Source organism: Desulfuromusa kysingii, from assembly GCF_900107645.1.
Classification (GTDB): Bacteria; Desulfobacterota; Desulfuromonadia; order Desulfuromonadales; family Geopsychrobacteraceae; genus Desulfuromusa; species Desulfuromusa kysingii.
On sequence record NZ_FNQN01000002.1, the window covers coordinates 367,413 to 392,107 of the forward strand.

A 24,695-nucleotide genomic window follows, 5' to 3' on the forward strand; every position below is an offset into this window, starting at 1 on the left:
AAGAAGGGGAGACTTTTCATGGCACACTCTGACCTTCACAAGGTGCGTAACTTCGGTATCATCTCCCACATTGATGCGGGCAAAACCACGGTCTCAGAACGTATCCTCTTCTATGCTGGAGAAATCCACAAAATGGGAGAAGTTCACGACGGTCTGGCCGTTATGGACTGGATGGAGCAAGAACAGGAGCGGGGGATAACCATTACCGCCACCGCCACAACCTGCCAGTGGCAGGATTACACCTTCAACCTCATCGACACTCCTGGTCACATCGACTTTACCATCGAGGTAGAGCGTTCTCTGCGAGCGCTTGATGGTGCGGTTGCCATCTTCAGCGCCGTAGAAGGGGTTCAACCCCAGAGTGAATCGGTTTGGCGGCAAGCCAGTCGCTACCAGGTTCCCCGTATTTGTCTGATCAATAAAATGGATCGGGTTGGCTCCGACCATCAGCAGGTTCTGGAATCGATGATCAAAAAGCTTGACGCCACCCCGTTGCTGTTACAACTCCCCTTAGGGAGCGAAGAGAACTTTCATGGGGTGATCGATCTGCTTGCCGAAACCACCATTTTATTTGCCGATGATGACCAAGGAAAGACCCTCGTCACCGGTGAAATTCCAGAAGAAATGAGAGAGACGGCCCGGCAACAGCGTGATAAAATCATCGAAGCCGCTGCCGACTTTGATGATTCCATCCTCGATGATTTTCTCAATGGCAAAGAAGTTGCGGCAGAGAGAATTCTTCCCGCGTTACGTAAAGGGGTCATCAACTGTGACATCTTTCCAGTGCTGTTGGGGTCCGCTCTTCGCAATAAAGGGATTCAGCCTTTACTCGACATGATCTGCGCCCTGCTCCCCTCGCCTCTTGAAATACCAGCATCTCCAGCGCTCCGCATTGATAAACAAGAGCGGTGCCAGATCACCACCGATCCGGCAGCAAACCTGTGTGCGCTGGCGTTCAAGGTGATCTCCGATGAAGGGCGAAAGCTCAGCTATCTACGCATCTATTCCGGTAGCCTTGCCCCTGGCGATGTCGTCTATAACAGTCGCACTCTGGAAACCGAAAAAGTCGCCCGCCTGTTCCGCATGCACGCGCACAAACGCCAGAGAATAAGTTCAGCAGCTGCCGGAGATATTGTCACCGCAACGGGTTTAAAAAATGTCCTCACCGGCGACACCATCAGTCTCCCTGACTTCCCTTTGCGATTAGCAGGGCTTGAATATCCAGAACCGGTGGTCTCATTGGCGATTGAAGCAAAAACGGTTGATGACCGTGACAAACTGCCGCTGGCATTAGAAAAGCTACAGTGGGAAGATCCCACCTTCCACGTCACCGAAGATCCAGAAACCGGACAGACACTCTTGACTGGGATGGGAGAGTTGCACTTGGAGGTTGTTGTGCAGCGGTTGAAAGCGGACTTTGGCGTCGCAACTCAAACCGGCCGACCACAGGTCGTTTATCGCGAGACTGTCCGCTGTGCCGCAGAGCAACATGAAGTTTTCGAACGCGAAATTGACGGCAGGATCCACCATGGCGAAGTGACAATCAGGATCAATCCAACCGTCCGAAAAAGTGGGTTGCATATTGATGTCCCGGAACAGATCCTGAGCGATTGGCCTCCTGAGCTTGCCGATCTGATCAGAGATAAGTTGACCATCGCTTGTCAATCCGGACAAATTGCTGGTTATCCTCTGACAGATCTGCAATTGAGCCTGGTTGAAGCCCCCTATAGCAGTAATAAAACCACCGACCTTGGCATTTCAACGGCGATCAATAAAGCCATAAGAGTGGCACTAAAGAGTGCGAAACCGACGCTTCTGGAACCGGTCATGGCGTTGGAATTGGTTTCGCCATCCGATTATACGGGTCGAGTGATGAGCAGTCTAAATCAAAAACGGGGTCAGGTGGAGGGTATCACATCCCGGCCTGGGCAGGATTTCATTCGCGCCACGGTCCCGCTATTAGAGATGTTCGGTTATATGACTGAACTGCGCAGCGCAACCAAGGGACAGGGAAGTTTCACCATGGAATTTTCCCACTTCGATCAAGCACCACCGGAAACGTTAAAAAGATTTGGTGCCACTTAAGCCGCATCGAGGACAAAAATCATGTTGAAAGACCGACGGAAGATTCTGACCAGCTTGATTTTGATTGCTCTGTTTCTGGTGATCGTTCTCGCACCGTTACGATCAGTCGTCTTTGAAAACCCATTATTTAAACAGATTGATAACACCGCAACCACGCAGATCGAAGCTTCACTGACACGGGCGCTGGCTAGCTTTGCTCTGGCACGGGTCACGAACGGGGTGATCTCGGTCATCCAGGAATCGGAAGTGGCGGTTTCTCCCGCAGGGGTTGGTTTAAATCTAGCCTTCGGACAGATTCTTGATCCCCTCAATGATATGGTAGAGCGCTTCTCCTGGGTGATGCTGGTTGCGCTCTCATCACTTGGAGTGCAACGTTTTCTGCTTGAAGCCAGCCCTTGGCTAGGGATTGAAGTCATCGCCAGCAGTGCATTACTGTTGTGGTTGGCAGGCCTTTGGCTGGGCAACTGGATCCGTCTTGATCTCGCCTCTTTAGGTAAACGACTTCTCTTTCTTGCCATCATCGTCCGCTTTGCCGTGCCGTTGACAGCAGCTCTCAACCAGACAACCTATGACTATTTTCTAGCTGAGCGTTATACCGTTGCCAGCCACTCTATCGCCGCGACCAATACGGAGTTACAACAGATTGAAACCACTCCAGACGCTCCCACAACCGAAGGATGGTGGCAACAGTTTACCGCGCACCTTAAGCAGGCCGAACTGGCGATTGATTTTGCACGGATTCAATCCTGGATGACTGAACGCAGTACGCAGATGATCGACAACTTTCTGGACCTGCTTGTCGTCTTCCTCCTCAACACAGTGATCCTGCCGCTGGCTTTTCTCTGGGGCATTTTCCGTTTTTTTAAAGTGCTGACCGGGATGTCACTGCTGCCACAGGTTGAACAGACGCTGGGCAAAAAAATAGCGGGTTCTAAAACCGCACGGTCATAATATGTACGGGACAAAAGGGACGGCCAGAGAAGACCATTCAATGAACAACCCCCGTCTTTTGTAGATAGTATTCATATCCCCCTTCGTAAGGAACCATCTTCCCGTGGTCGATCTCAAACACCCGGTCTACCAGCGAACGAAGAAAATGGCGATCGTGACTCACCAATAGTAATGTTCCGGTAAAACCTCGCAACGCCTGTAACAGAACTTCGCGTGACTGAATATCTAGATGATTGGTTGGTTCATCCAGAATCAAGAGGTTAAGAGGCCGCCCCAGTAGCGTTGCCAGGACCAGTCGTGACTTCTCTCCACCGGAGAGCTTATCGACCCGCTTATCGACATCATCCCCCTGAAACAGAAACGCGGCACAAAGATTCCGTAGCACCCCCACCGTTTGCTGCGGCAAGGCATCCTGAACCGTCTCAAATACGGTTCTCTGGGGATTGAGGACTTCCATCGAGTGCTGGCTGAAATAGCCCGGAAAGATATTGGCGCCTATGGTCACAGACCCTGTTGTCGGTTTCGTTAACCCGGAAAGAGTTTTGAGAAAAGTTGACTTTCCCGCACCATTGACCCCGACCACCGCAATCTTGTCGCCCCGGGACACCATTCCTGAAATCCCGGAAAACACCGATTTTTCACCACCATCATCCTGCGGCCAGGTCTTCCCAAGAGACTGAATTGCGATGACATCATCACCACTACGCGGTGGCGTGGCAAACTCAAATTTGACAACCTTCTGCTCTGGTGGCAGTTCAATCCTTTCGATCTTCTCCAGTTTCTTCACCCGCGACTGAACTTGCGCGGCATGTGAAGCCCGTGCTGCAAACTTGGCGATGAACTCTTCTTCTTTTGCAAGCATATCCTGCTGTCGTTTATGACTGGCGATCAGCTGTTCGCGTCTTATTTCTCGCTCACGCAAGTAGAAATCATAGTTTCCAGCATAACTGGTAATCATGCCATGGCCAACTTCAACGATTTTATCGACCAGACGATTCATAAAATCCCGGTCATGGCTGGTCATCACCAGAGCACCTTGATATTCTTCTACAAGCCAGTTTTCCAGCCAGACAATCGACTCAACATCGAGGTGGTTCGTCGGCTCATCAAGGAGCAGCACATCGGGATTCAAAGTTAAAATCCGCGCCAGCGCAATCCGCATTTTCCACCCCCCGCTGAAACTCTCAACCGCACGATCATAATCCCCTGGCCCCACACCCAGGCCCGTCAGAACCGCCTGAGCGCGAGATTCCAGATCATAGCCACCGCGATGTTCAAACTCTTGCTGGACTTCCCCATAGCGCTCCAATAACTGAGTCATCTCATCCTCGGCTAAAGGATCACACATCTGCGCTTCCATTTTGCGAATCTGTGCGCCAAGAGCGACCGTGACCTCCGAGGCAGCAACCACCTCCTCCAGTGCGCTCCGGCCTGACATATCACCAACATCCTGCGAAAAATATCCGATGACGGTCTTTTTTGCGCACGAAATTTCGCCACCATCCAGAGACTCTTCCCCGGTAATCAAACGAAAGATAGTCGACTTCCCCGCGCCATTTGGACCAACCAGGCCAGTGCGACTGCCGGGTAGGATTTGAAAACCGGCATTTTTGAACAGTATCCGGTTACCGTGCTGTTTTGTTATATCAGTGAGATGAATCATGGGACTCCTTGCAAGCCAAAAATCTTGTTCAGGTAACATGTTGGACACATCCGGGCAAGTAAAAAACCGTCTCGGATCGCCCCTTCTAGTGATAAAAACTTATGGAATTTTAAAATGACAAATGGGGGTCAATAGCGGCCAATCTCAACGATGGGCAAAGGAGAGGGCAAAAACGAAATCCGTGTCTTCTTGTACCTTAAGGTGATTGATCCCATTTTTTTCATGTAATAGGAAACCGAAGCGAGATTAAAAATCATGGCAGCGACCGTTGCAAATGAAACCTGCCTTAACCCCGAAGAGATGTCGGGGGCAACAACCAACGAACTTAATTCCCCCGTTTTGGTAACAAAAACCGATACCCATCATATTGCAAGACCACACCAGCAGAGGTTATCTGCTCGATACTGATATCAGCAGAGACCATATCCTTTTCTCGCATCATTCGATCGTTCAATTGAACCATGCTCGCGGTTGCATCATCGCGATTAAACGCATGTAACGACATGTGCAACTCCGGTATCTGCTGTTGAATGGATAGTGGTAGTTGGTTAAAACGATAAATCTGCTTTTCACTCCGCGGGACATGAAGACCAGTCACTGTTGGGGAGTCTTGGCTCTCATGAGCGGGACTTGGCGGTGCAACCGCAACGGCAGTGGAATTTCTTTGGGGAATCGCAGGGCTCATCTGAACAGAAGCTGATTCTTGAAGCATCTCTTGTTGCTGACCGGGAGCAACAATTAAAGGTTCTGCGGTTGTCGGTGTCAACGGTTTCCAGGGATTAAAAAACCAGACCAGCAACACAATATTAAGCGATAAAACAATCACTATGCCCAAAAACCAGAAACGGGATCTCACTGTATTTTGTGACGTCAGCTCGTGGATGGAAGGCGATGATTGGTTCGCACTTTTCCCTCTGCGTTTGTTTTCTGACTTTTTGATCGCCTCAAGAATAAACGACATTCGGCCCTACTCCATCAGTTCTGCTTCTCGACTTCAGTTTCTACAGGGTTAATTGGCACGACAACATTCTGCTTCTCGATGCTATTTTCCGGGGAAGGTTGTCGGACCAGTACAAACAGAAAATAGATTCCCACGACCAGGAGCGCACTCAACACAGCAACCCAAAACCACTGCCAGAAGTTATCGCCCGCTGACTTCTTCCCTCTTTTTGGCCCAAACACTTCATTGGCCGCCTCGGTAAGGAGGGCCGGACTGACAATATTGACGCTCCTGACGTAAGCACCAAGTAAGCCACGATCACAGAGAAGATTTATCAATCGCGGCACTCCACCGGTCAGCTTGTAAAGTTTAGCAACTGTCGCTGCGGGGAAAAGGGGGCGTTCGACCCCGGCGATTGCCAAACGGTGATTCAGATAAGCACCTATCTCATTTTTTGATAGGGGTTCCAGATGATAACGTGCTGTGACCCGCTGGGCCAATTGTCGCAGCTCCTGGCGTTCCAGCATGTGGTTGAGTTCCGGTTGTCCAAGCATGATGACTTGCAAGAGTTTACGCTTGTCTGTTTCCAAATTAGTCAACAAGCGAATCTGTTCCAGCACATCGACACTTAAATTCTGGGCCTCATCAATAATCAGAACAGTCTGTTTTTCCTGACTGTGCGCATCAAGAAGATAACGATTAATCAGGTCGATAAACACCTTAACGCTCGAATTTTCCTGGGGATAAACAATTGCCAACTCATCACAAATGGTCGCCAACAACTCGACCACACTTAGCTTAGGATTAAGAATAAAAGCTATTTCTGAATTTTCCGGGACCTGTCCCAGCAAACACCGACAAACGGTCGTTTTCCCAGTCCCCACTTCACCAGTTAATAACACAAAACCGCTATCTGACTTCATCCCATAGATCAAATGCGCCAGGGCTTCACGATGGCGAGCACTCATATAAAGAAATTGAGGATCGGGAGCTATAGAGAATGGATCTTCTTTGAGACCAAAGTAGTCTTTATACATAAATTGTCTATATCTTCAGATAAGATGTCAGGTTCATATATGGGTCGATATAACATAAACAACGAAACAGGTCAGCTTAAACCTGAGGTTCAGGGACAATTCCGGTCACTGTAAACCAGGCACTCGCAACCAGGATTGCAACGAACAAAAATACCGGGGGGTAGCCAACCCACAGGATTAAAGCACCTGCGACCAGTGGAAACAGTGCAGTGGTCAAGCTGGTCGCACCGACGATCCCTTTATACAGGGCTCGATTTGTATTGGTAGTAATTTCAATGAGGAGCCCCTCAAAAGCAATTTTCCTGGCAGATATCGCAACGCCCATCAGAAAAAATACCGTCAGAAATAATGGCAGGGGTTTTCCCGACAGGATCAGCACCAGCAGAGGCAACACGGTCCCACAACCAATACACCCCCGCACAACTCCACGAAAACCAAACTTTTTAATCGCTTTTCCCCAGACCAGATTAGACAGAATCATACCAACAATCTGCACCATCAGATAGTTACCGATTTGTTCACCCGTTAACCCGTAGTGTTTGCTGGCATACGCGACGTAAAAAGGCATCAGAGTCAAGCCGAATCCAGACATATTAACGAGAAAAATATACTTTCGCAAAGACGGGCTCGCACGCAAATGCCGTGGGATCGCCCGCAATACCTGCAAAAAAGAGTGTGCTTCGCGCGATGGTTGGACCTCTGGTTCATCAATGGCCCAGAACCCCCAAAAGGCAATAAACAACAATCCAGCAGCAAGGCCAAACATCCACACATAATTGAGCGGGTAGACAAAATACCCCAAGACCCAGCGGGACAGAGGTGCAGAGATCAAAAAGGCCACACTGGTAAAAATCTGACGATTGACAAAAAAACGACTACGTTGCTCGACAGCTAATGACTTACCCAGGATATCGGTATATGAAACACCCGAAAATGTTCCGGAAAGAGAGAAGATAAACATCAGGAGAAAAACCAGACTGATCAAGGTCGTGGGCACGAACGATTCGGCAGCTAGCAACACCAGAGCAACGCTCGCCAATGCCGCTATCCGCAAACCGACACCTAGCAGTAAAAAAAATCGCTTGCGCGGTTGCAAATGCAAGTAACTGGCAAAAAAGAGCTGACCGACAATGGGTGTTCCAACCATAATCGCAGTTAAAAAACCGATTTGAACTGTCCCCCCACCAACCTTGACAACCAGTGAGGGCAACACGGTATTGATTTCCGTAAAAGTGGCGGTGAGAGCAAAAAATGTTGCGTGCCAAAGAAAAGCATAATAATTACGAGTTGCGGTATTCATATGTCATTACTTTTCCCAAACCAGCGGGTTGAAACAAAGTGAAGTTAAGTATACATCGGGAAAGGATAATCTTACAGGACAAAAAAAGCCCCGCGACCAGGAGGGGGATCGCGGGGCAACATTTTGAGAGGTTTCTCGAAAGATATTTATTTAAGGTATCAACTCCTTGCCTGCCACAACAATTTGTTGATGATTCATTTATAACCAATCGTGTCATCTTTGTCAACAACAAAATATAACTTTTTTTGTTATCTTTATTAAGATCAAGAAATCAAAGTAATAGTTTCGTAAAACTAGAGCCCTCACCACCCACTACCGCTACGTTCATGACATAATCAACAACATCAATTAAATCATAGCTAAATCCAGCAGGAGCGTTATTTATGGCTGAATGGACAGACACATCTCACTATACGGTTGGTGAAGAGATCGCCAACAGTGTGACTCACGGCATTGGGGCCCTACTTTCAATTGGTGGATTAGCCGTTTTGGTTGGTTTTGCCAGCCTCCGTGGAAATGCTTGGCACATCACCAGTTGCAGCATTTTCGGCGCAACCTTGATTCTCTTGTATGTTGCATCAACTCTCTATCACAGCATTCCTGTGGCAAACATCAAGGGAATCCTCCGCCAGATTGACCATTCGGCAATCTACTTGTTGATCGCCGGAACCTACACCCCGTTTACGCTGGTCAACTTACGTGGTCCGTGGGGATGGTCTCTATTCGGTGCCATCTGGGGAATTGCCCTGTTAGGGATAATCCTGAAGTCAACCTCCTTCGGCAGGCGACCAGGGATATCTCTTGGCCTCTACCTATCTATGAGCTGGATTGTTGTTATCGCCCTGAAACCAATGCTTGCGGTGCTTGACAGAGGCGGCTTGGTATTATTGCTCCTCGGAGGACTGACTTATAGCGTTGGTGTTGTTTTTTATACATGGAAAAAACTCCCGTACAGCCATGCGATCTGGCACCTGTTTGTCATGGCAGGCAGCTGTCTCCATTTTTTTGCGATCTTATTCTACGTAATCCCCAGTTGATGATCGACAAAGTTGCAACGGCTTTAAAACAAAACCTCGGCAGGTTTCTGTATATGCAGGAACCTGTACCGAGGGGAAAAAATCATTGACCTCATCCGTCACTCATCCATCAACCGGAATCGCCTAGTCCGTTGCAAATCCCAGAATCGTAAAACCAAGTTTTTAATCATTGTGTTACTGGCGCTATCCTCAAATCACCAAGACTCGTTTTAAGGGAGAGCCCCACCCACCGCCCGTCTGCTTTTGACTTGACCACCATCGATTCACTTTTTGGATCACAATCACATACCCCATCGGTAATACAGATTGGACATGGAGATCATGTTTATTTAATATCCACATGTTTCACAGTACTTTCAACTTAAGACAACCTATCCCCATATCAACAGCACGATCAAACCATTATTTCTGGCACTTGAATTGTTCAATTGCCTTTTTATTAACAAGATCAGAGGGAGAACACATGATGAAGACAGGAAAAATGAGCGCCTTTATTGTTGGTACGGTCCTGCTGCTCTGGGCATCACTCGCCGGAGCGACAGATCATGCTTTCATTAAAGGACCGATCAACAGTGGTCCCGAAGCCACAAAAGTCTGCCTTAAATGTCATGCAGATGCAGCCACACAAATCATGCACACAAGCCATTGGACCTGGGATGTCGAGCAGGTTATCGACGGCAAAAAGGTCAAACGCGGCAAAGCTGATTCTATCAACAATTTCTGTGTTGCGGTCCGCTCCAATGAACCCCGCTGTACAAGCTGTCACATCGGTTACGGTTGGAAAGACGGTAATTTTGACTTCAGCAATGAAGGTAACGTCGACTGCCTGGTCTGCCACGACACCACAGGCACTTACAAAAAAGCACCAACTGCTGCCGGATTCCCTGCTGAAGAAGTTGATCTGACTTACGTCGCTCGTAATGTCGGTGAGAGTTCACGTCAATCTTGCGGTAGCTGCCATTTCTTCGGTGGCGGTGGTGACGCCGTCAAACATGGCGATCTCGATTCCAGCCTTGATTATCCAAGCGCAAACATTGACGTACACATGGACGCCGACGGCAATGACTTCACCTGCGCCAGCTGCCATGAAACGGAAGATCACAATATTCTCGGACACGCGATGGTCGTGACTCCAAAAGGTGAGCAACACATCGGTTGTATTGGATGTCATGGCGATGATGTTCACGGCGAGTGGGTTCTTGACATGCACGCAAACACTGTTGCCTGCCAGACCTGTCATATCCCTGCGTTCGCCAAGGAAGTGCCAACCAAAACATCATGGGATTGGTCAACCGCCGGGCAAGACATCAAAGGTGAAAAAGATGCCTACGGCAAACCCACCTATGCCAAGAAAAAAGGGACCTTCACCTGGGGAAAAAATATCATCCCTGAATACACTTGGTATAATGGTTCTGCTGGAGCCTACCAATTGGGAGATAAGCTCAACCCCGATGAGGTGACACTGCTGAATTACCCTCTTGGTAATATCAAAGATAAAACCGCCAAAATTTACCCCTTCAAAGTGCACACAGGGAAACAAATCTACGATACTAAAAATATGTACCTGATCACGCCACAAGTCTTCGGCGGAAAAGGTGACAAAAACGCCTACTGGAAAACCTTTGACTGGGAAAAAGCATCTATTTCAGGGATGAAGGCGAGTGGTCTTGATTACAGCGGTGAGTATGGCTTCGCCCCGACCAAAATGTACTGGCGGATTAACCACATGGTCGCGCCAAAAGATCAAGCCCTCGGCTGCCTGGATTGTCACAGCAGCAATGGCCGTCTCGACTGGAAAGCTCTCGGCTATAAAGGTGATCCGCTTAAAAACCCGAAGTATTCGAGAAACTAAGCAACGATCAGTAATACGTAACAGGGGGAGAACTATTTATAATTTTCCCTCGGCATAATGACCGGCAGCAAAAGAAACCTCAGAACCTCGGGGTAACTCTTTTGCTGCCGGTTTGCTTTCCGACGCAAAAAAATAGCTCCAGTTACAATTGACTCTGCACCCATTGGATGATCCCAGCGCTGGTCATCGCACCAGACTGACGTGCTTTTTCCACCCCGTTCAGGAACAGAACCATCGTCGGGATCGAGCGGATCTGCAGCTGCGCACCAAGATTTTGTTCCACTTCGGTGTTCACCTTGCCCAACCGCAACCGAGGCTCTAACTGTAGTGCCGCATCCGCAAAGGCTGGTCCCATCATTTTGCATGGGCCACACCAAGGCGCCCAAAAATCGATCAAAAGAGGAATTTCATTTTTCTGCAAATGCTTCTGAAAAGTGGACTGCGAAAGGTCAACGGGTTTACCCGTGAAGAGTTGCCGGCTACACTTCCCACACTTAGGTTCAGCAGCCAGACGCTCTGCAGGGATACGGTTCACAGCTGAACAGTGGGGACAAACAACATGTAAAGAACTCATAATCGATCCTTTCTGTTTATGACTTCAGAACTTGGGATTTTACCCCAATATTCTTGGCTTTTCCAATAACACACGGTTAGCAACAATTTATCCATTGTCATGCAAACGAGATCTTTAACTGTAGGCATAAATTCTATCACGACTTGTTCGTCACGCATAAAAAATCCCCGCCAAGGAAAAAATCCTGACGGGGCAAGTCACGTGGAGAGAGAGTCGCACGTGGAAATCTATTTTTTAAAATCCAACCTCTTTTTCAGTGCCTCAGCCAGAAGTTCAATAGTGTGCTGAGCTCGGACAGGGACTCCGGCCTTTTCTAGCCCACCACGAATCTGCATCATACAGCCAGGGCAATCCATTGCGACGCAAGTGGCACCTGATGCCTGGATATCGGCTACCTTATCCTGAAGGATTTTTTTAGAGATATCAGGATGACTTGTCAACGAATAAGAGCCACCAAAGCCACAGCAGCGATCAGCATGATTCATCTCCACCAACTGATAGCCGGCATCCTTGATCAACGTTCGTGGCTCTTCCCAGACGCCAACGCCACGTTTCAAATGGCAAGAATCATGGTAGGTGATTTTTTCATCTGTAGCTAAGCCAGCAAATTTTGCTGCTCCATCTAACTGATTCAAGGCAAAACTGGCGGCATCTACGGTGATATGCGACAGCCGTTCTGCCCGCTCGGCCCAGGCCGGATTATCTTTCAGAGCCTCAACAAAGTTGTGCTTCAAAGCCATAGCACAGGTGGGACAGGTGGTGAGGACATAATCAGGATGATCCTCCAGCATCGCCTCAATATTCTGCTTTGCCAGTTCTACAGCCGTTTGTTTATCACCGGAATAGATCGCCGGAATACCACAACAATTTTGTTGCTGTGGATAAAAGACCTCGACGTCCAGAGCATTCATAACCTCGATCAGATCAAGACCAAGCTCAGGGTAAAGAAAATCATTGGCACACCCCCCAAACAAAGCCACCCGATAACGCGGTTTATCAACATGTTGTGGTTTCTGGTTGAAAGAATCCCGCAAGGCTTTGTCTGCAATTGCAGGGAGAGTTCGCCATTCTGTCAACGGGGAAAAGAATAAAGGGAGATGACGAATTGTTTTTTCCCCCTTAGTCACAGGCTTTTGCAACAAACTGGCAGCTTTGATCAAAGAGTGGAAAAGCTTACGATTCTGCATCACTTTGCGAAAAACCAGTGACTTACCGGCACCGATCCCCTCTTCATCACCGACAGTTTCACGCAGATGGAGGATAATCTCTTCCAGATCAATCTGGCTGGGACAGACAGCAACACAAGAACGGCAACCAATACAAGCCTTGACCAATTCTGCCGCGTTATCCAAGCCATGATAAAAAGCGGTGAGGATGATACCAATCGCGCCAATATAAACATGGCCGAAAACATGCCCACCAACTGTCTGATAGACCGGACAAACATTGGCGCAAGCTCCGCAACGGATACAGTTAAGAGCATCACGGCATTGGGGAGACTCTGTCAATGAACTCCGACCATTATCCAGGAGAACAATGTGCAACTCTTTCTCTTCGCCATCACAGGGAACCGCACCGCGAATCCAGGTCACATAGGAGGTCAGTAATTGCCCTGTGGCATTTTTAGGGAGAATCTGAATAATCGCAGCGGCATCTTCCAAGGTGGCGACGAGCTTCTCAATCCCCACCAAAACGACATGAACCTTTGGCAACGTTGAAACCAACCGGGCATTCCCCTCATTGGTCACCAGAGCGATCCCACCGGTCTCAGCGATAGCGATATTCGCCCCGGTAATACCGATTTCGGCATCCAGATAACTCTGCCGTAATTGGTTGCGGGCGACTTCGACCAGATGCTCAATCTCAGCAGGTTCCTGTTCTCCAGTCTCCTTGCTAAACAGTTCGGCAACCTCTTCCTTGAACATATGGATCGCCGGCATCACCATGTGACTGGGGCGCTGTCCTGCAAGCTGGACAATCCACTCACCCAAATCGGTTTCCAATGCCTGGGTCCCAGCCTGTTCCAATGCGACGCTCAGGTGGGTTTCCTCACTGACCATACTTTTGCTTTTAACAGCCAACGTGGCATTTTTCTGTTTTGCTAACTCAATGATATAACGGTTGGCATCTGCAGCTGTCTTCGCCTGATAGATGATGCTACCGGCAGCTTCAGCATTCGCGATAAACTGTTGCAGCAACTGCGCATGGTTTTGACGCACTTTCGATTTCAGCGTAGCAATATTGCCACGCAATGCTTCAAAATCATGTCCGGTGAATGCTTTTTCCCGAGCAAGCAAAAATGCATCCCCAAATTGGTGCAAAGCATCCTGCAATTTAGGTGTTGCCAATGCGGTGTCAATCCGCTCACGATAATCTTTACTGCGCTGCTTAGACATCGTTGTCTGCCTCCTCACATTTCCAAATAATCGTTGGAGAAGCCCGGCACCAGCAAAATGAACAACTGTTTCGGTCCATGCGCGCCAATCGTTAATACTCTTTCGATATCGGCGGTACGACTCGGTCCGGTAACGTAGGCAATATAATTGCGAGGATTCCGTTGGTGTAACTGCCGTAATGGCTTCACGGCCTGCAAGCCATCAGCAACTATTTTTTCTGGGTCAAGAAGAGCAAACTGTTTTGGCGGTAACGTTGTTGCCAACCGGACATCCTCATGAGTACTCTCCAGAACCAAAGTTCCAGTATCTGCAATAGCAAAGTTGACACCCGTAATTCCGGCCTCCGCCTGAATAGCAGCCGTACGAAAATTGTCCACCTCAATGGAGATTCCAGTTTTTTTCAACGCTGATTTCAATTTAAAACGCCCAGCCGTCAAAAACGGTGGGACCAGCAATACACCTGTTATTTGCGTAGCAATATATTCAGCAGCATCGCCAATAGACTTAACCGCAATGACCTCTGCTCCAGAATTTATAGCAGCCTGAGTGAATTGACTTACAAGCTGAGTGGGCAACATCGCACCTCCAATTTCCAATCAACTGGTATGACCATTTACCCTACATAGACATATTTTATATGTCAATTCATAAAACAATTCTACTTTGAACAAAGACAAGGAACGCTGTATCCATAAATGAATCATCCGATTCATTTATGGATCGAACGATTATTGTTTATTTCCTTGCTGTTATCCTTATATTTTTCTTTATTGATTCACATTTGCATCAAAACAACAAATAAGGATAACATACCAATACACCGATTATAGAACGTTTTTATAATATGGAACGGTCCTTGCTATTAGTTGATAGTATAATTTCTCACAACAGGAGCCTCTTATGATGAAAAACGCTTTTATTGTTTCTGCACTTCGCACCCCTTTTGGTTCTTTCGGTGGCGCCTTTACCGACATCTCTGCGCCTGATTTTGCTGCTCAAGTTATCAGTGAACTCATCCAGCGCAATTCCATACCAAAGGAAGAGGTGGATGAGGTCATTATCGGCCAAGTCCTCCAGGGGGGATCGTCTCAAGCCCCAGCTCGGCAAGCAATGCGCAAGGCAGGACTGCCTGACAGTACGCATGCCATGACAATCAATAAAGTTTGTGGTAGCGGACTCAAAGCCATCATGCTTGCCGCCGATTCTATTCGTCTGGGAGATACCCAGATTGCCATAGCTGGAGGAATGGAAAACATGTCCCAAGCTCCCTATGCCACGCATAAAACACGATTTGGCCAGCGACTTGGAAATGGTGAAATGATCGACTTGATTATTCAGGACGGTCTCCTGGATCCCTATTCTCAAAGGCATATGGGAGACATCACTGAAGACTGGGTCGAGAATCACGGCCTGACACGGGAAGATCAGGACAATTACGCGATCCACTCCTACCAACTGTCACAGAAAGCGATCAAGAATGGTACATTCGCAGACGAATTAGTTCCTGTCAGAATCAAAACCCGCAAAGGTGAAATCATTGTCAGCGAGGATGAAGAGCCCCTGCGCGGCAACATTGACAAGCTGCCCGGTCTACGTCCAGCCTTTCGTAAAAACGGCACCATCACAGCAGGCAATGCTTCATCTATCAACGATGGAGCCGGTCTCGCTCTACTCGCTAGTGAAGAAGCAGTTAAAAAACATCACCTCACCCCGATTGCCAGAATCGTTGCCAGCAGCACCAACAGTCTCCATCCTGAGCTCTTCGCTGAGGCTCCTGTTGATGCGATACGAAAATGTTGTGCGAAAGCCGGATTGCAGATCAGTGATATCGGACTATTTGAAATCAATGAAGCATTTTCGTCTGTCCCTCTAGTTGCAATAAAAGAGCTTGGTCTCGACCCTGAAAAGGTCAACGTCAATGGAGGAGCAGTGTCCATCGGTCACCCGATTGGAGCCAGCGGCGGCCGCTTAGTAGCCACTTTATTACGTGAGATGAAGGTACGTAACGTAAAATATGGGTTAGCAACCCTCTGTATTGGCGGTGGTGAAGCTGTTGCTGCCATCTTTGAGCTTGTTTAAATCACACAGGAGAAAATGATGAAACCGATTTTTACCGACCCTGCCAAAGCACTGGAAGGACTGACAACCGACAATATGACTATTGCAGCAGGTGGCTTTGGTCTTTGTGGCCTTCCAGAAAATCTCATTATTGCATTGCGTGACAGTGGCGCCAAAGGTCTTACCGCAGTCAGCAATAATGCCGGTGTAGATGAGTTCGGACTGGGACTGCTGCTACAGACCAAACAGATTAAAAAGATGATTTCTTCCTACGTCGGCGAAAACGCCATCTTCGAAAAACAATTTTTGAATGGTGAACTGGAACTGGAACTCACTCCGCAGGGAACTTTAGCAGAGAAGTTGCGCGCTGGTGGTGCTGGCATCCCGGCTTTTTTTACCCGCACAGGATTCGGTACGCTGCTGGCAGAAAACAAACCAACCCAGACCTTTAATGATCAGGAATATGTCCTTGAAGAGAGCATCACGACTGATCTTGCCCTTGTTAAGGCCTGGAAAGCAGACAAAGCAGGCAATCTGATCTTCCGCTTCACTGCCAACAACTTCAATGCTGCATGCGCAAAAGCAGGACGCATAACCGTTGTCGAAGTCGAAGAAATCGTTGAAATCGGTGAACTTGATCCACATCAGATCCACATTCCGGGCAACTATGTCGACCGGATTGTGGTCTGCGAAAACTTTGAGAAACCCATCGAACAACGGACGATCGCCGGCAAATTAACCCTCAAAGGATTCACGCCAGCCCGTGAGTGGCAAGCCAAACGGATCAGCAAAGAATTTAAAAATGGGATGTATGCCAACCTTGGGATCGGCATGCCGACCCTGGTCGCAAACTATATTCCAGAAGAGATCACCGTCACCCTGCACGCCGAAAACGGCTTACTTGGTGTTGGTCCTTTCCCTGATGAAGACAGTATCGATGCCGATTTAATTAATGCCGGAAAACAGACTATCACCTGGTTACCGGGTGCCGCATTTTTCGATAGCTCAGAATCTTTTGCTATGGTCCGTGGTGGTCACATCGATTTGTCAGTTCTTGGTGCCATGCAAGTATCCCAATTCGGAGATCTGGCCAACTGGATGATTCCCGGATCGATGGTTAAGGGTCCAGGGGGAGCAATGGATCTGGTCTCCGGAGTGAAGAAAATCATCATCATGATGGATCACTGCGCTAAAGATGGAACCTCTAAATTAATGGAGCAATGCACCCTGCCACTAACCGGCAAGAATGTTGTCGATATGGTTGTCACAGACCTTGCTGTTTTCAAAGTTGACGCAGAAAAAGGGCTAACTTTGACCGAGTTGGCCCCAGGTTCAACTCTGGAGATGGTTAAAGAAAAAACAGGGTGTCCGTTCAATGTTACTGACGATCTTAAATAATCAACCAATGAAGGAGAATCACTATGTCGAAACGTATTGCGGTCGTCACAGGTGCGGCAAGTGGTATCGGTCTAGCTGTCGCTAAAGCCTTAGCAGCCAATGGTAACAAAGTCGTTCTGGCTGACGTCAATCAAGAAGCAGGAAACCGTGAAGCTGAACATATAGATGGCATGTTTATCAATGCCGATCTAAGTACCAGGCAGGGGTGTCGGGGCTTGGCTGATGCGGTACTAAAAGAATTCGGGCGCTGTGATATTCTGGTGAACAATGCAGGAATTCAGCATGTTGCTCCCATTGAGGAATTTCCAGAAGAAAAATGGGAATTCATCATCAACTTGATGCTAACTGCTCCCTTCTTACTCAGTAAGTACTTCTGGCCATCGATGAAACAAAACGGCTGGGGGCGAATTATCAACCTGAATTCTGTCCATGGCCTCCGCGCCTCAGAATTCAAATCAGCCTATGTCTCTGCAAAACACGGGATGATGGGTCTCACCAAAACAGCGGCTCTGGAAGGAGCTCCACTTGGAATTACAGTGAACAGTATCTGTCCAGGATATGTGCGGACCCCTTTGGTTGACGGTCAAATCGCAGATCAAGCCAAAACGCATGGAATTAGCCGCGAGGAAGTTCTTGAAAAAGTCATGCTTAAAAAACAAGCGATAAAACAGATGGTTGAACCTTCAGAATTAGGAGATGCGGTTGTGTATCTCTGCTCTGACTCGGCACGTTGCATGACTGGCACTGCCTTGACAATCGATTGTGGCTGGTCTGCCAGCTAAAACCATCCTTAGCTCTCCTGACTTTTGGCAAGAGAGCTGGGGAACATTTTAAAGTACTGGATCTTATGGATAAAAAACTTCTAGAAATAGTTTTTGACAACCTCTACAACGGCATTTATGTCGTTGATGGTAAGGGTGTGACCATTGGTGTCAACAAAACCTTCGAAGAAATGTCAGGTTTTAGTAATGCGGAACTGACAGGTCGAAATCTGCGTGATTTGGTCGGTGAAGACAACTATTTTTCAGGATCCGCCAGCCTGTTAGTGCTGGAACGTAAATGTCCGGTGACCGCAACCTATTCGACCAGTACCAATCGTAAATTCCTGGTAAAAGGGCGCCCGATATTCAACCATCAAGGAAAGATCGAATATATCATCAACACAATCTGGGATCTAACCGTTGTTCACTATAACCACCAGATCGACGCTGATACAGCAAGAAGCCAGATTTTAAGCGATGATGATTTCATAACCTGCAGTGAAAAGATGTCATCGGTCATCGATTTAGCCCTGCGAGTTGCTGAAACAGATTCAACAATTCTTCTTACAGGGGAGTCAGGAGTCGGAAAAAGCCTTCTTGCCAAAACTATCCATCGCTCCAGCGAGCGCAAACAAAAAGTTTTGATGAAGATTAATTGTGCAGCGATACCGGAATCATTAATCGAATCGGAGCTATTTGGCTATGAAGGAGGTGCATTCACCGGTGCTGATAATAAAGGAAAGGCTGGTTTACTGGAAATAGCTAAAGGGGGCACGGTTTTTCTCGATGAGATATCAGAACTGCCCCTACATTTACAATCGAAACTTCTTGGCGTCATTCAGGATAAGGAATTTTACCGAGTCGGTGGCCGAGAAGCACAAAGAACCGATATTCGTCTGATCGCTGCAACCAATAAGGATCTGGTAACACTCGTTAGTGAAGGACAATTCCGGGAAGACCTTTACTATCGCTTGAATGTTGTCCCCATCGCGATTCCACCGCTGAGAGAGCGTAGAGAAGACATTCCTACTCTGATTCAGCACTTTACAGAAAAATATAATCGTAAATATAACAGTTATAAAAAACTCTCTGAAAACCTGATCAACCAGATGGTCAGCATGCCCTGGAAAGGGAATATCCGCGAGCTCGAGAATGTTGTTGAGCGCAGCATTGTTACGACTCTAGGAGATTTTATCAGTTGGGAAAAAGTACAGATTCCCGGAATCGAAAACATTATCCCGAAGGACATTGGTCTGAAAGAGATGCTGGCAGAGCAAGAGAAAGAAATTCTGTTACAAGCACAGAAAAAATATAAGACCACACGCAGAATTGCTGCAGCACTGGGCATCAGTCAAGCGACCACCGCAAGAAAATTAAAAGCAATAAACGATACCCTTTTGGATCAAACAGAAACAAATAACGACATTTCACCCCATCTGCCGGAGTAAATGGTGTTGCCATTGAACGGCACTGAGACATTGGTACCTGAGTTTATACCGCTAGTGGACAAGCCATCTAGCAACCTTTAACCACGTTGATCAAGGAGGAAAAATGAAAAAAATTAAATTATTCATCGGCTTAATTTTAATTCTAACTTTGGCTTTGGCACCAAACGCCTTTGCAGCAAAACGAGAAAAGTTCGGCGCCGACAAAAGACATGGTGAAGTCAAAAAAGAGTTGCGAACCATTAAGACTTCTAGTGAAAAGTTTAAGTGGAAAATGGTGATGCCATGGTCTAAAGGTCTGTTGTTTTATGATGTAGCCCAACATTTTGCTGATTCGGTCAAACTGGCTTCAGGCGGTCGCCTCGACATTAAACTTTTTTCCGCTGGTGAGCTTGTAGGCGCAATGGAAAGCTTTGACGCTGTCAGCAAAGGTCAAGCTGATATCGGTCATGATTGGCCGGGCTACTGGAAAGGCAAGAATGAAGCTTTTGTTGCATTCGCTTCTGTTCCAATGGGATTGGATGCTGAAGGTTATAACATCTGGCTGTTTGAACGTGGCGGGCTGGAAATGATGCAAGAAATGTACGGACGCTACAATTTATTCGCACTTCCTGGTGGCAACGTTGGTCAGGAGCTAGGTTTATTTTCCAATAAAAAAGCGTCAAAAATCGAAGATTTCAAAGGGATGCGTGTTAGAACTGCAGGCTGGTATATGGACATCCTGACCAACTTGGGTGCCAGTGTTACCCCACTTCCTGGAGGTGAAGTTTATCTGGCTCTTGAACGTGGTGTCATTGATGCTGCCGAATTCAGTACCCCAGCAATGAACTATCCAATGGGTTTTGATGACATCACCAAGTACGTAATCCAACCTGGTGTCCATCAGCCATCATGTCAAAGTGCATTCTTCATCAACCAGGACTCTTACAACAAACTCCCTGATGACTTGAAATGGATCCTTGATATTGCCGCAAAAGAGACACAATTATGGTCAAATGCCTGGGCAGAGGATCTCAATGCTAAAGCCGTCAAACTGTTCAAAGAAAAAGTTGAATTTGTGCGTATGGATGAAGCATCAATCACTGCTTTTGCCAAAGCCTCCCATGAATATTTAGAAGGGTTAAAAGCAAAATATCCTGATGTTAAAAAAGTTATGGATTCTCAAGACCAGTTCAAAGCTGATTTTGCAGACTGGCGTGAAGAGCGTGGTGGCATCGCCCCATGGCCTTATGCTGATTTTGCTGGTGGAAAACATAAACAGTAATTTTAGAACTGCAATGCTGTGGAGATCTACAGGTCTCCACAGCATTATGTGACAATTCAACAATTTATTTCGGATTAAGAGGTTCCTATGCCTATGTTTGATAGTACAATTGATACCCTCAACGAAAAGGTTGGCTTTTATTCGTCGTATCTGGTATTGCCCCTGATTCTCGTGGTGGCGTGGGAAGTTATAATGCGTTACGGCTTTAATTCTCCAACGTCCTGGGCTTTTGAATTGACAGTTTTTCTTTATGGGATACATTTCAGCTTCGCTCTTGCTTACGCCCACAAACACAATACCCATGTTGCTATCGATGTTTTTGAGTCACGATTAGCCCCTAAATCACGTCTCCTCTTACGGATAACGACCAACATCGTGCTGTTTATCCCGACGATTGGTCTCTTAACATTTTATATGTGCGTCATGGCGGTTAACTCATGGCAGCAATGGGAGCATGCTTCAAGCTCCTGGGCCCCAGCAATATATCCGCTGAAAACACTCATGGCGATAGGGTTTATCCTCTTCTTCCTACAAGGTGTCGCCAAACTGACCCAGGATATTCGTTCCTTAAAAAAGTCTGACTAAATTTGCTTGAGTCTGGAGAAAAATACCAATGAGCGTAGAAGTCTTAACCATACTTATGTTCTTGACCCTGATGGCTTCCATCGCCATGGGTCATCCCCTAGCAATAACTCTTGCTGCAGTTGCAACTTTCTATGGTTTAGTTGATAACGGCTTTAACCTTCCAGCCTTACTGGGTCTATTTGCCAACAACGCCTGGGGAATATTTCTCAACTACACCTTGGTCGCTATTCCACTATTTATTTTTATGGCGCAGATCCTTGATCGCTCCAAGGTCTCTGAAGGCCTTTTTGATGCCCTGTATACCGTACTTGGTGGCCTGCGCGGTGGTCTGGGGATGGCTGTTATCGTTGTTTCAACAGTCTTTGCCGCCACAACTGGAATTGTTGGAGCATCAGTCGTCGCCATGGGATTAATGGCCGGCCCAGCACTATTACGACGTGGATACGACAAAGCCCTCTCTGCCGGGATTATCTGCTCATCGGGTACTTTGGGAATTCTGATTCCCCCATCCATCATGCTCGTTGTCTATGGTGGATTGACCGGACAAAAGGAAACATCTGTCGGTAATCTTTTTGCGGCAGCTATCTTACCGGGATTACTGCTTTCCGGGATGTACCTGCTTTATGTTGGGATACGTTGCTATTTGAACCCCAAACTCGGTCCTCCTATTCCGGCTGCAGACCGCACTGCTAGTGGTATGCAAAAGTTTTCCATGACCATGAAAAACTTTGTTCCTCCTTTCGGCTTAATTCTCACCGTCATGGGAACAATCTTAGCGGGAATCGCCACCCCAACCGAAGCTGCCGCTCTTGGCTGTGTCGGAGCGCTGCTGCTGGCTCTTGTAACCCGAAAATTAAACTGGAACGTTATCACTCAAGCTTGCGTTTCAACGGCGCGAACCACCGCCATGATTATGGCACTGTTCATTGGAGGAAAATTTTTCTCTGTTGTCTTCCTAAGCATGGGTGGTGGCGATGTTGTCGCAGATGTTTTATTGGGAATGGACGTTAACCCCTATGTTGTTTTCGCCATTATGATGGCAGTAGTTTTCTTCATGGGAATGTTCATTGACTGGGCTGCCATTTTGCTCGTTGTTGTGCCAATTTTTACTCCGATAGCAATGGATCTTGAGTTCAACCCACTCTGGTTTGCCATGATGATTTGTATCAACCTACAGACATCATTCTTGACTCCTCCGTTTGGTTATTCACTTTTCTACTTTAAAGGTGTGGCCCCACCAGAATATAGTATGGGAGATGTTTATCGGGGAATTCTTCCTTTTGTTATGATTCAGATTGTTGCCTTGGCGACGATGATATTTTTTCCGCAAATTATTACCTATCTTCCCGATCTGTTCTTTGGTCGTTAACGGCCGGAAAGGAAACAAATTATGCTTCCTAAAGTTAAGACGATTCTGTATGCCACTGGAATGGGTGCTGGGGCTCCACATGTTTTTCGTTATGCCTTGATGATGGCGAAACAACATGATGCCAAGATCATCGCGGTCTCAGTACTGGAAACTTTGTCTGAGATGGTCCAGAACATTGTCGCGCAATACGTCCCCCCAGAACAAAGGGAACAGATTCATCATGCAGCTCAACAAAGCTCGAGAGACAAGCTTCGGGAACGCATCAACCAGCTGTGCACCAAAGAATGTGAAAATGATCAGGACTCTGCCCAACGTCTTGTAGACATTCGAATCGAAGATGGCATGCCAGCTCAAGCCATACTGAAAGTCGCGGAGGAAATCAATCCTGACATCATTATCATGGGTTCACATCGACACACCGCTATTGGAGACGCAATCTTGGGCGCAACGACACGTAAAGTGTTACATAGTGCCACGACACCGGTCTTAGTCGTTCGTATCCCTGACGGCTTTCACGAAGAGGGTTTCTGATTAAATTTAAACCGTTTCCTTGTCCTCATTGCAACATGACATAGAAGGCTAATATGATTTCAAAGGCAGTTATTCAAGAACTTATAAACGAACTGGGTAAAGATAATGTCATCTCTACTCCCGAAGATTTACTGGTCTTGGGATATGATGCGACCCCGGGATTACATCACCGTCCCGACATTGTTGTATATCCCACAAGCACTGAAAAGGTTCAAGCAGCATTACAGATAGCCCGCAAACAAGGATTTCCAGTAACTCCTCGTGGCAGTGGGAGTGGTTTATCCGGTGGCAGCATTCCGGTTAAAGGGGGGATGGTTCTCTGTTTGAACCGAATGAATAACATTCTAGAGATCGACGAGGAAAACCTCACGGTAACCGCTCAGGCAGGCGTAATTACTTTGGACCTAGCCAACGCCGTCTTAGCAAAAGGTCTCTTTTATCCCCCAGACCCAGCCTCCCAGAAAATTTCTACCATCGGTGGCAACGTTATGGAAGATGCGGGTGGCTTGCGCTGTCTTAAATATGGAGTCACAGGGGATTACGTCATGGCGCTGAAATGTGTCTTGCCAGATGGCAGCACCATTACCACCGGCGGAAAAAGTGTTAAAGATGTTGCCGGCTACTCCTTCAAAGATTTATTGATCAGCAGTGAAGGGACTCTTGCAATCATCACCGAGATTACATTGCGACTTATCCCTCCACCGCAGACGAATCAGACCATGTTGGCTTATTTTGACAATATTGAAACTGCGGGCAAGGCTGTATCCGAGATCATCGCTGCAAAAATCATCCCCTCAACCATGGAAATTATGGACAAAACGACCATCAACTGTGTCGAAGATTATGTCAAGATTGGCTTACCTCGTGAAATAGCAGCACTGTTATTGATTGAGGTTGATGGCCATCCAGCTGTTGTCGCTGAAGAAAGTGCCGGTGTACAAAAAGTTCTCAAACAAGTCAAAGCTACAGAAATCCATATTGCCGCCAATAAAGAAGAGGCGTTAGGACTCGCCACAGCACGCCGTATGGCTCTTTCTGCAATGGCCCGGGTCTCCCCTTCAACCCTTATGGAGGACGCCACCGTTCCCCGTTCCTACATGGCTCAGACATTTGCTGAAATTGAACATTTAGCTGCAAAATACAATCTTATCGTTGGTACATTTGGTCACGCTGGGGATGGGAACTTGCATCCAACAGTTCTTTGTGACGAACGTGACACTGATCAGATGAAACGGGCACACGCATTTTTTGATGACCTCTACACAAAAGTCCTGGAGTGGGGCGGCACAGTTTCAGGAGAACATGGCATTGGTATTGCTAAAAGAGAATATCTGGCTCGCCAAGTGGGTTCCGGTGGAGTGGCGGTTATGAAGCGGATCAAAACAGCCTTTGACCCGGATGGAATCCTCAATCCTGGCAAAATATTTTTTGATGACCAGGAGTTCTGAA

Annotated in this window: 20 protein-coding genes; 13 read left to right on the forward strand and 7 right to left on the reverse strand. The window is 47.4% G+C overall.

Features of this window, described 5'->3' with window-relative positions:
• The first annotated feature begins 18 nt into the window (after positions 1-18).
• Both fusA and BLU87_RS04855 read left to right on the forward strand, forming a co-directional pair.
• Positions 19-2,085 carry an elongation factor G gene (gene fusA, locus BLU87_RS04850; protein ID WP_092345263.1) on the forward strand — a complete coding sequence of 689 codons (2,067 nt, stop codon included), beginning with the start codon at positions 19-21 and terminating at the stop codon, positions 2,083-2,085.
• A 21-nt stretch (positions 2,086-2,106) separates the two neighbouring features.
• Positions 2,107-3,036 (forward strand): hypothetical protein, encoded by a 930-nt coding sequence (locus BLU87_RS04855; protein WP_092345265.1) that lies wholly within the window; start codon positions 2,107-2,109, stop codon positions 3,034-3,036.
• A 37-nt stretch (positions 3,037-3,073) separates the two neighbouring features.
• Here BLU87_RS04855 and BLU87_RS04860 read toward each other — a convergent pair whose 3' ends face one another.
• The 4 genes from BLU87_RS04860 to BLU87_RS04875 all read right to left on the reverse strand — a co-directional run bounded on the left by BLU87_RS04860 (position 3,074) and on the right by BLU87_RS04875 (position 7,976).
• Positions 3,074-4,699, reverse strand: coding sequence for an ABC-F family ATP-binding cassette domain-containing protein (locus BLU87_RS04860; protein WP_092345267.1), 1,626 nt, complete (start codon positions 4,697-4,699; stop codon positions 3,074-3,076).
• Between the two features lie 325 nt (positions 4,700-5,024).
• Complete coding sequence (locus tag BLU87_RS04865; RefSeq protein ID WP_092345269.1) at positions 5,025-5,660, reverse strand: general secretion pathway protein GspB; 636 nt, start codon at positions 5,658-5,660, stop codon at positions 5,025-5,027.
• Positions 5,661-5,674: 14 nt separating this feature from the next.
• Positions 5,675-6,676, reverse strand: coding sequence for an ExeA family protein (locus tag BLU87_RS04870; RefSeq protein WP_092345271.1), 1,002 nt, complete (start codon positions 6,674-6,676; stop codon positions 5,675-5,677).
• A 76-nt stretch (positions 6,677-6,752) separates the two neighbouring features.
• Positions 6,753-7,976: an MFS transporter gene (locus BLU87_RS04875; protein ID WP_092345273.1), complete on the reverse strand. Its 1,224-nt coding sequence runs from the start codon at positions 7,974-7,976 to the stop codon at positions 6,753-6,755.
• Positions 7,977-8,359: 383 nt separating this feature from the next.
• Here BLU87_RS04875 and trhA point away from each other — a divergent pair, with 383 nt between their 5' ends.
• Together trhA and BLU87_RS04885 are read left to right on the forward strand one after the other, a co-directional pair.
• A complete protein-coding gene (gene trhA, locus BLU87_RS04880) occupies positions 8,360-9,013 on the forward strand; it encodes a PAQR family membrane homeostasis protein TrhA (protein ID WP_092345275.1) in 654 nt (217 codons plus the stop codon).
• A gap of 466 nt (positions 9,014-9,479) precedes the next feature.
• Positions 9,480-10,865: a tetrathionate reductase family octaheme c-type cytochrome gene (locus BLU87_RS04885; RefSeq protein WP_092345490.1), complete on the forward strand. Its 1,386-nt coding sequence runs from the start codon at positions 9,480-9,482 to the stop codon at positions 10,863-10,865.
• 142 nt (positions 10,866-11,007) lie between these two features.
• Here BLU87_RS04885 and trxC read toward each other — a convergent pair whose 3' ends face one another.
• The 3 genes from trxC to BLU87_RS04900 all read right to left on the reverse strand — a co-directional run bounded on the left by trxC (position 11,008) and on the right by BLU87_RS04900 (position 14,413).
• Positions 11,008-11,442, reverse strand: a complete 435-nt coding sequence (trxC, locus tag BLU87_RS04890) for a thioredoxin TrxC (protein WP_092345277.1) — start codon at positions 11,440-11,442, stop codon at positions 11,008-11,010.
• Between the two features lie 224 nt (positions 11,443-11,666).
• Complete coding sequence (ldhH, locus tag BLU87_RS04895; RefSeq protein ID WP_092345279.1) at positions 11,667-13,835, reverse strand: L-lactate dehydrogenase (quinone) large subunit LdhH; 2,169 nt, start codon at positions 13,833-13,835, stop codon at positions 11,667-11,669.
• Between the two features lie 14 nt (positions 13,836-13,849).
• A complete protein-coding gene (locus BLU87_RS04900; RefSeq protein ID WP_092345281.1) occupies positions 13,850-14,413 on the reverse strand; it encodes a lactate utilization protein in 564 nt (187 codons plus the stop codon).
• A 325-nt stretch (positions 14,414-14,738) separates the two neighbouring features.
• On the opposite strand from BLU87_RS04900, the gene BLU87_RS04905 reads away from it, so the two are divergent.
• The 9 genes from BLU87_RS04905 to BLU87_RS04945 all read left to right on the forward strand — a co-directional run bounded on the left by BLU87_RS04905 (position 14,739) and on the right by BLU87_RS04945 (position 24,694).
• The gene (locus BLU87_RS04905) at positions 14,739-15,914 is read left to right on the forward strand and encodes a thiolase family protein (RefSeq protein ID WP_092345492.1); all 1,176 of its coding nucleotides are present in this window, start codon (positions 14,739-14,741) and stop codon (positions 15,912-15,914) included.
• 18 nt (positions 15,915-15,932) lie between these two features.
• Positions 15,933-17,291, forward strand: coding sequence for a 3-oxoacid CoA-transferase subunit B (locus tag BLU87_RS17770; RefSeq protein WP_092345283.1), 1,359 nt, complete (start codon positions 15,933-15,935; stop codon positions 17,289-17,291).
• A 23-nt stretch (positions 17,292-17,314) separates the two neighbouring features.
• Entirely contained in the window at positions 17,315-18,073 is a 759-nt protein-coding gene (locus BLU87_RS04915) for a 3-hydroxybutyrate dehydrogenase (RefSeq protein WP_092345285.1), read from the forward strand.
• A gap of 65 nt (positions 18,074-18,138) precedes the next feature.
• Positions 18,139-19,500: a sigma-54 interaction domain-containing protein gene (locus tag BLU87_RS04920; RefSeq protein ID WP_217637436.1), complete on the forward strand. Its 1,362-nt coding sequence runs from the start codon at positions 18,139-18,141 to the stop codon at positions 19,498-19,500.
• A gap of 103 nt (positions 19,501-19,603) precedes the next feature.
• Positions 19,604-20,761, forward strand: coding sequence for a TRAP transporter substrate-binding protein (locus BLU87_RS04925; protein WP_092345287.1), 1,158 nt, complete (start codon positions 19,604-19,606; stop codon positions 20,759-20,761).
• Positions 20,762-20,848: 87 nt separating this feature from the next.
• Positions 20,849-21,346, forward strand: a complete 498-nt coding sequence (locus tag BLU87_RS04930) for a TRAP transporter small permease subunit (protein ID WP_092345289.1) — start codon at positions 20,849-20,851, stop codon at positions 21,344-21,346.
• 28 nt (positions 21,347-21,374) lie between these two features.
• Positions 21,375-22,715 carry a TRAP transporter large permease gene (locus BLU87_RS04935; protein ID WP_092345291.1) on the forward strand — a complete coding sequence of 447 codons (1,341 nt, stop codon included), beginning with the start codon at positions 21,375-21,377 and terminating at the stop codon, positions 22,713-22,715.
• Between the two features lie 21 nt (positions 22,716-22,736).
• Positions 22,737-23,246 carry a universal stress protein gene (locus tag BLU87_RS04940; protein ID WP_092345293.1) on the forward strand — a complete coding sequence of 170 codons (510 nt, stop codon included), beginning with the start codon at positions 22,737-22,739 and terminating at the stop codon, positions 23,244-23,246.
• Positions 23,247-23,299: 53 nt separating this feature from the next.
• Positions 23,300-24,694 (forward strand): FAD-binding oxidoreductase, encoded by a 1,395-nt coding sequence (locus BLU87_RS04945; RefSeq protein WP_092345295.1) that lies wholly within the window; start codon positions 23,300-23,302, stop codon positions 24,692-24,694.
• The last annotated feature ends 1 nt before the right edge of the window (position 24,695 follow it).

What these genes read in the sequence shown, in the direction of transcription:
- fusA (WP_092345263.1), top strand. Translation starts at nt 19, where the DNA reads ATGGCACACTCTGACCTTCACAAGGTGCGTAACTTCGGTATCATCTCC.
- BLU87_RS04855 (WP_092345265.1), top strand. Translation starts at nt 2,107, where the DNA reads ATGTTGAAAGACCGACGGAAGATTCTGACCAGCTTGATTTTGATTGCT.
- BLU87_RS04860 (WP_092345267.1), bottom strand. Translation starts at nt 4,699, where the DNA reads ATGATTCATCTCACTGATATAACAAAACAGCACGGTAACCGGATACTG.
- BLU87_RS04865 (WP_092345269.1), bottom strand. Translation starts at nt 5,660, where the DNA reads ATGTCGTTTATTCTTGAGGCGATCAAAAAGTCAGAAAACAAACGCAGA.
- BLU87_RS04870 (WP_092345271.1), bottom strand. Translation starts at nt 6,676, where the DNA reads ATGTATAAAGACTACTTTGGTCTCAAAGAAGATCCATTCTCTATAGCT.
- BLU87_RS04875 (WP_092345273.1), bottom strand. Translation starts at nt 7,976, where the DNA reads ATGAATACCGCAACTCGTAATTATTATGCTTTTCTTTGGCACGCAACA.
- trhA (WP_092345275.1), top strand. Translation starts at nt 8,360, where the DNA reads ATGGCTGAATGGACAGACACATCTCACTATACGGTTGGTGAAGAGATC.
- BLU87_RS04885 (WP_092345490.1), top strand. Translation starts at nt 9,480, where the DNA reads ATGAAGACAGGAAAAATGAGCGCCTTTATTGTTGGTACGGTCCTGCTG.
- ldhH (WP_092345279.1), bottom strand. Translation starts at nt 13,835, where the DNA reads ATGTCTAAGCAGCGCAGTAAAGATTATCGTGAGCGGATTGACACCGCA.
- BLU87_RS04900 (WP_092345281.1), bottom strand. Translation starts at nt 14,413, where the DNA reads ATGTTGCCCACTCAGCTTGTAAGTCAATTCACTCAGGCTGCTATAAAT.
- BLU87_RS04905 (WP_092345492.1), top strand. Translation starts at nt 14,739, where the DNA reads ATGAAAAACGCTTTTATTGTTTCTGCACTTCGCACCCCTTTTGGTTCT.
- BLU87_RS17770 (WP_092345283.1), top strand. Translation starts at nt 15,933, where the DNA reads ATGAAACCGATTTTTACCGACCCTGCCAAAGCACTGGAAGGACTGACA.
- BLU87_RS04915 (WP_092345285.1), top strand. Translation starts at nt 17,315, where the DNA reads ATGTCGAAACGTATTGCGGTCGTCACAGGTGCGGCAAGTGGTATCGGT.
- BLU87_RS04920 (WP_217637436.1), top strand. Translation starts at nt 18,139, where the DNA reads ATGGATAAAAAACTTCTAGAAATAGTTTTTGACAACCTCTACAACGGC.
- BLU87_RS04925 (WP_092345287.1), top strand. Translation starts at nt 19,604, where the DNA reads ATGAAAAAAATTAAATTATTCATCGGCTTAATTTTAATTCTAACTTTG.
- BLU87_RS04930 (WP_092345289.1), top strand. Translation starts at nt 20,849, where the DNA reads ATGCCTATGTTTGATAGTACAATTGATACCCTCAACGAAAAGGTTGGC.
- BLU87_RS04935 (WP_092345291.1), top strand. Translation starts at nt 21,375, where the DNA reads ATGAGCGTAGAAGTCTTAACCATACTTATGTTCTTGACCCTGATGGCT.
- BLU87_RS04940 (WP_092345293.1), top strand. Translation starts at nt 22,737, where the DNA reads ATGCTTCCTAAAGTTAAGACGATTCTGTATGCCACTGGAATGGGTGCT.
- BLU87_RS04945 (WP_092345295.1), top strand. Translation starts at nt 23,300, where the DNA reads ATGATTTCAAAGGCAGTTATTCAAGAACTTATAAACGAACTGGGTAAA.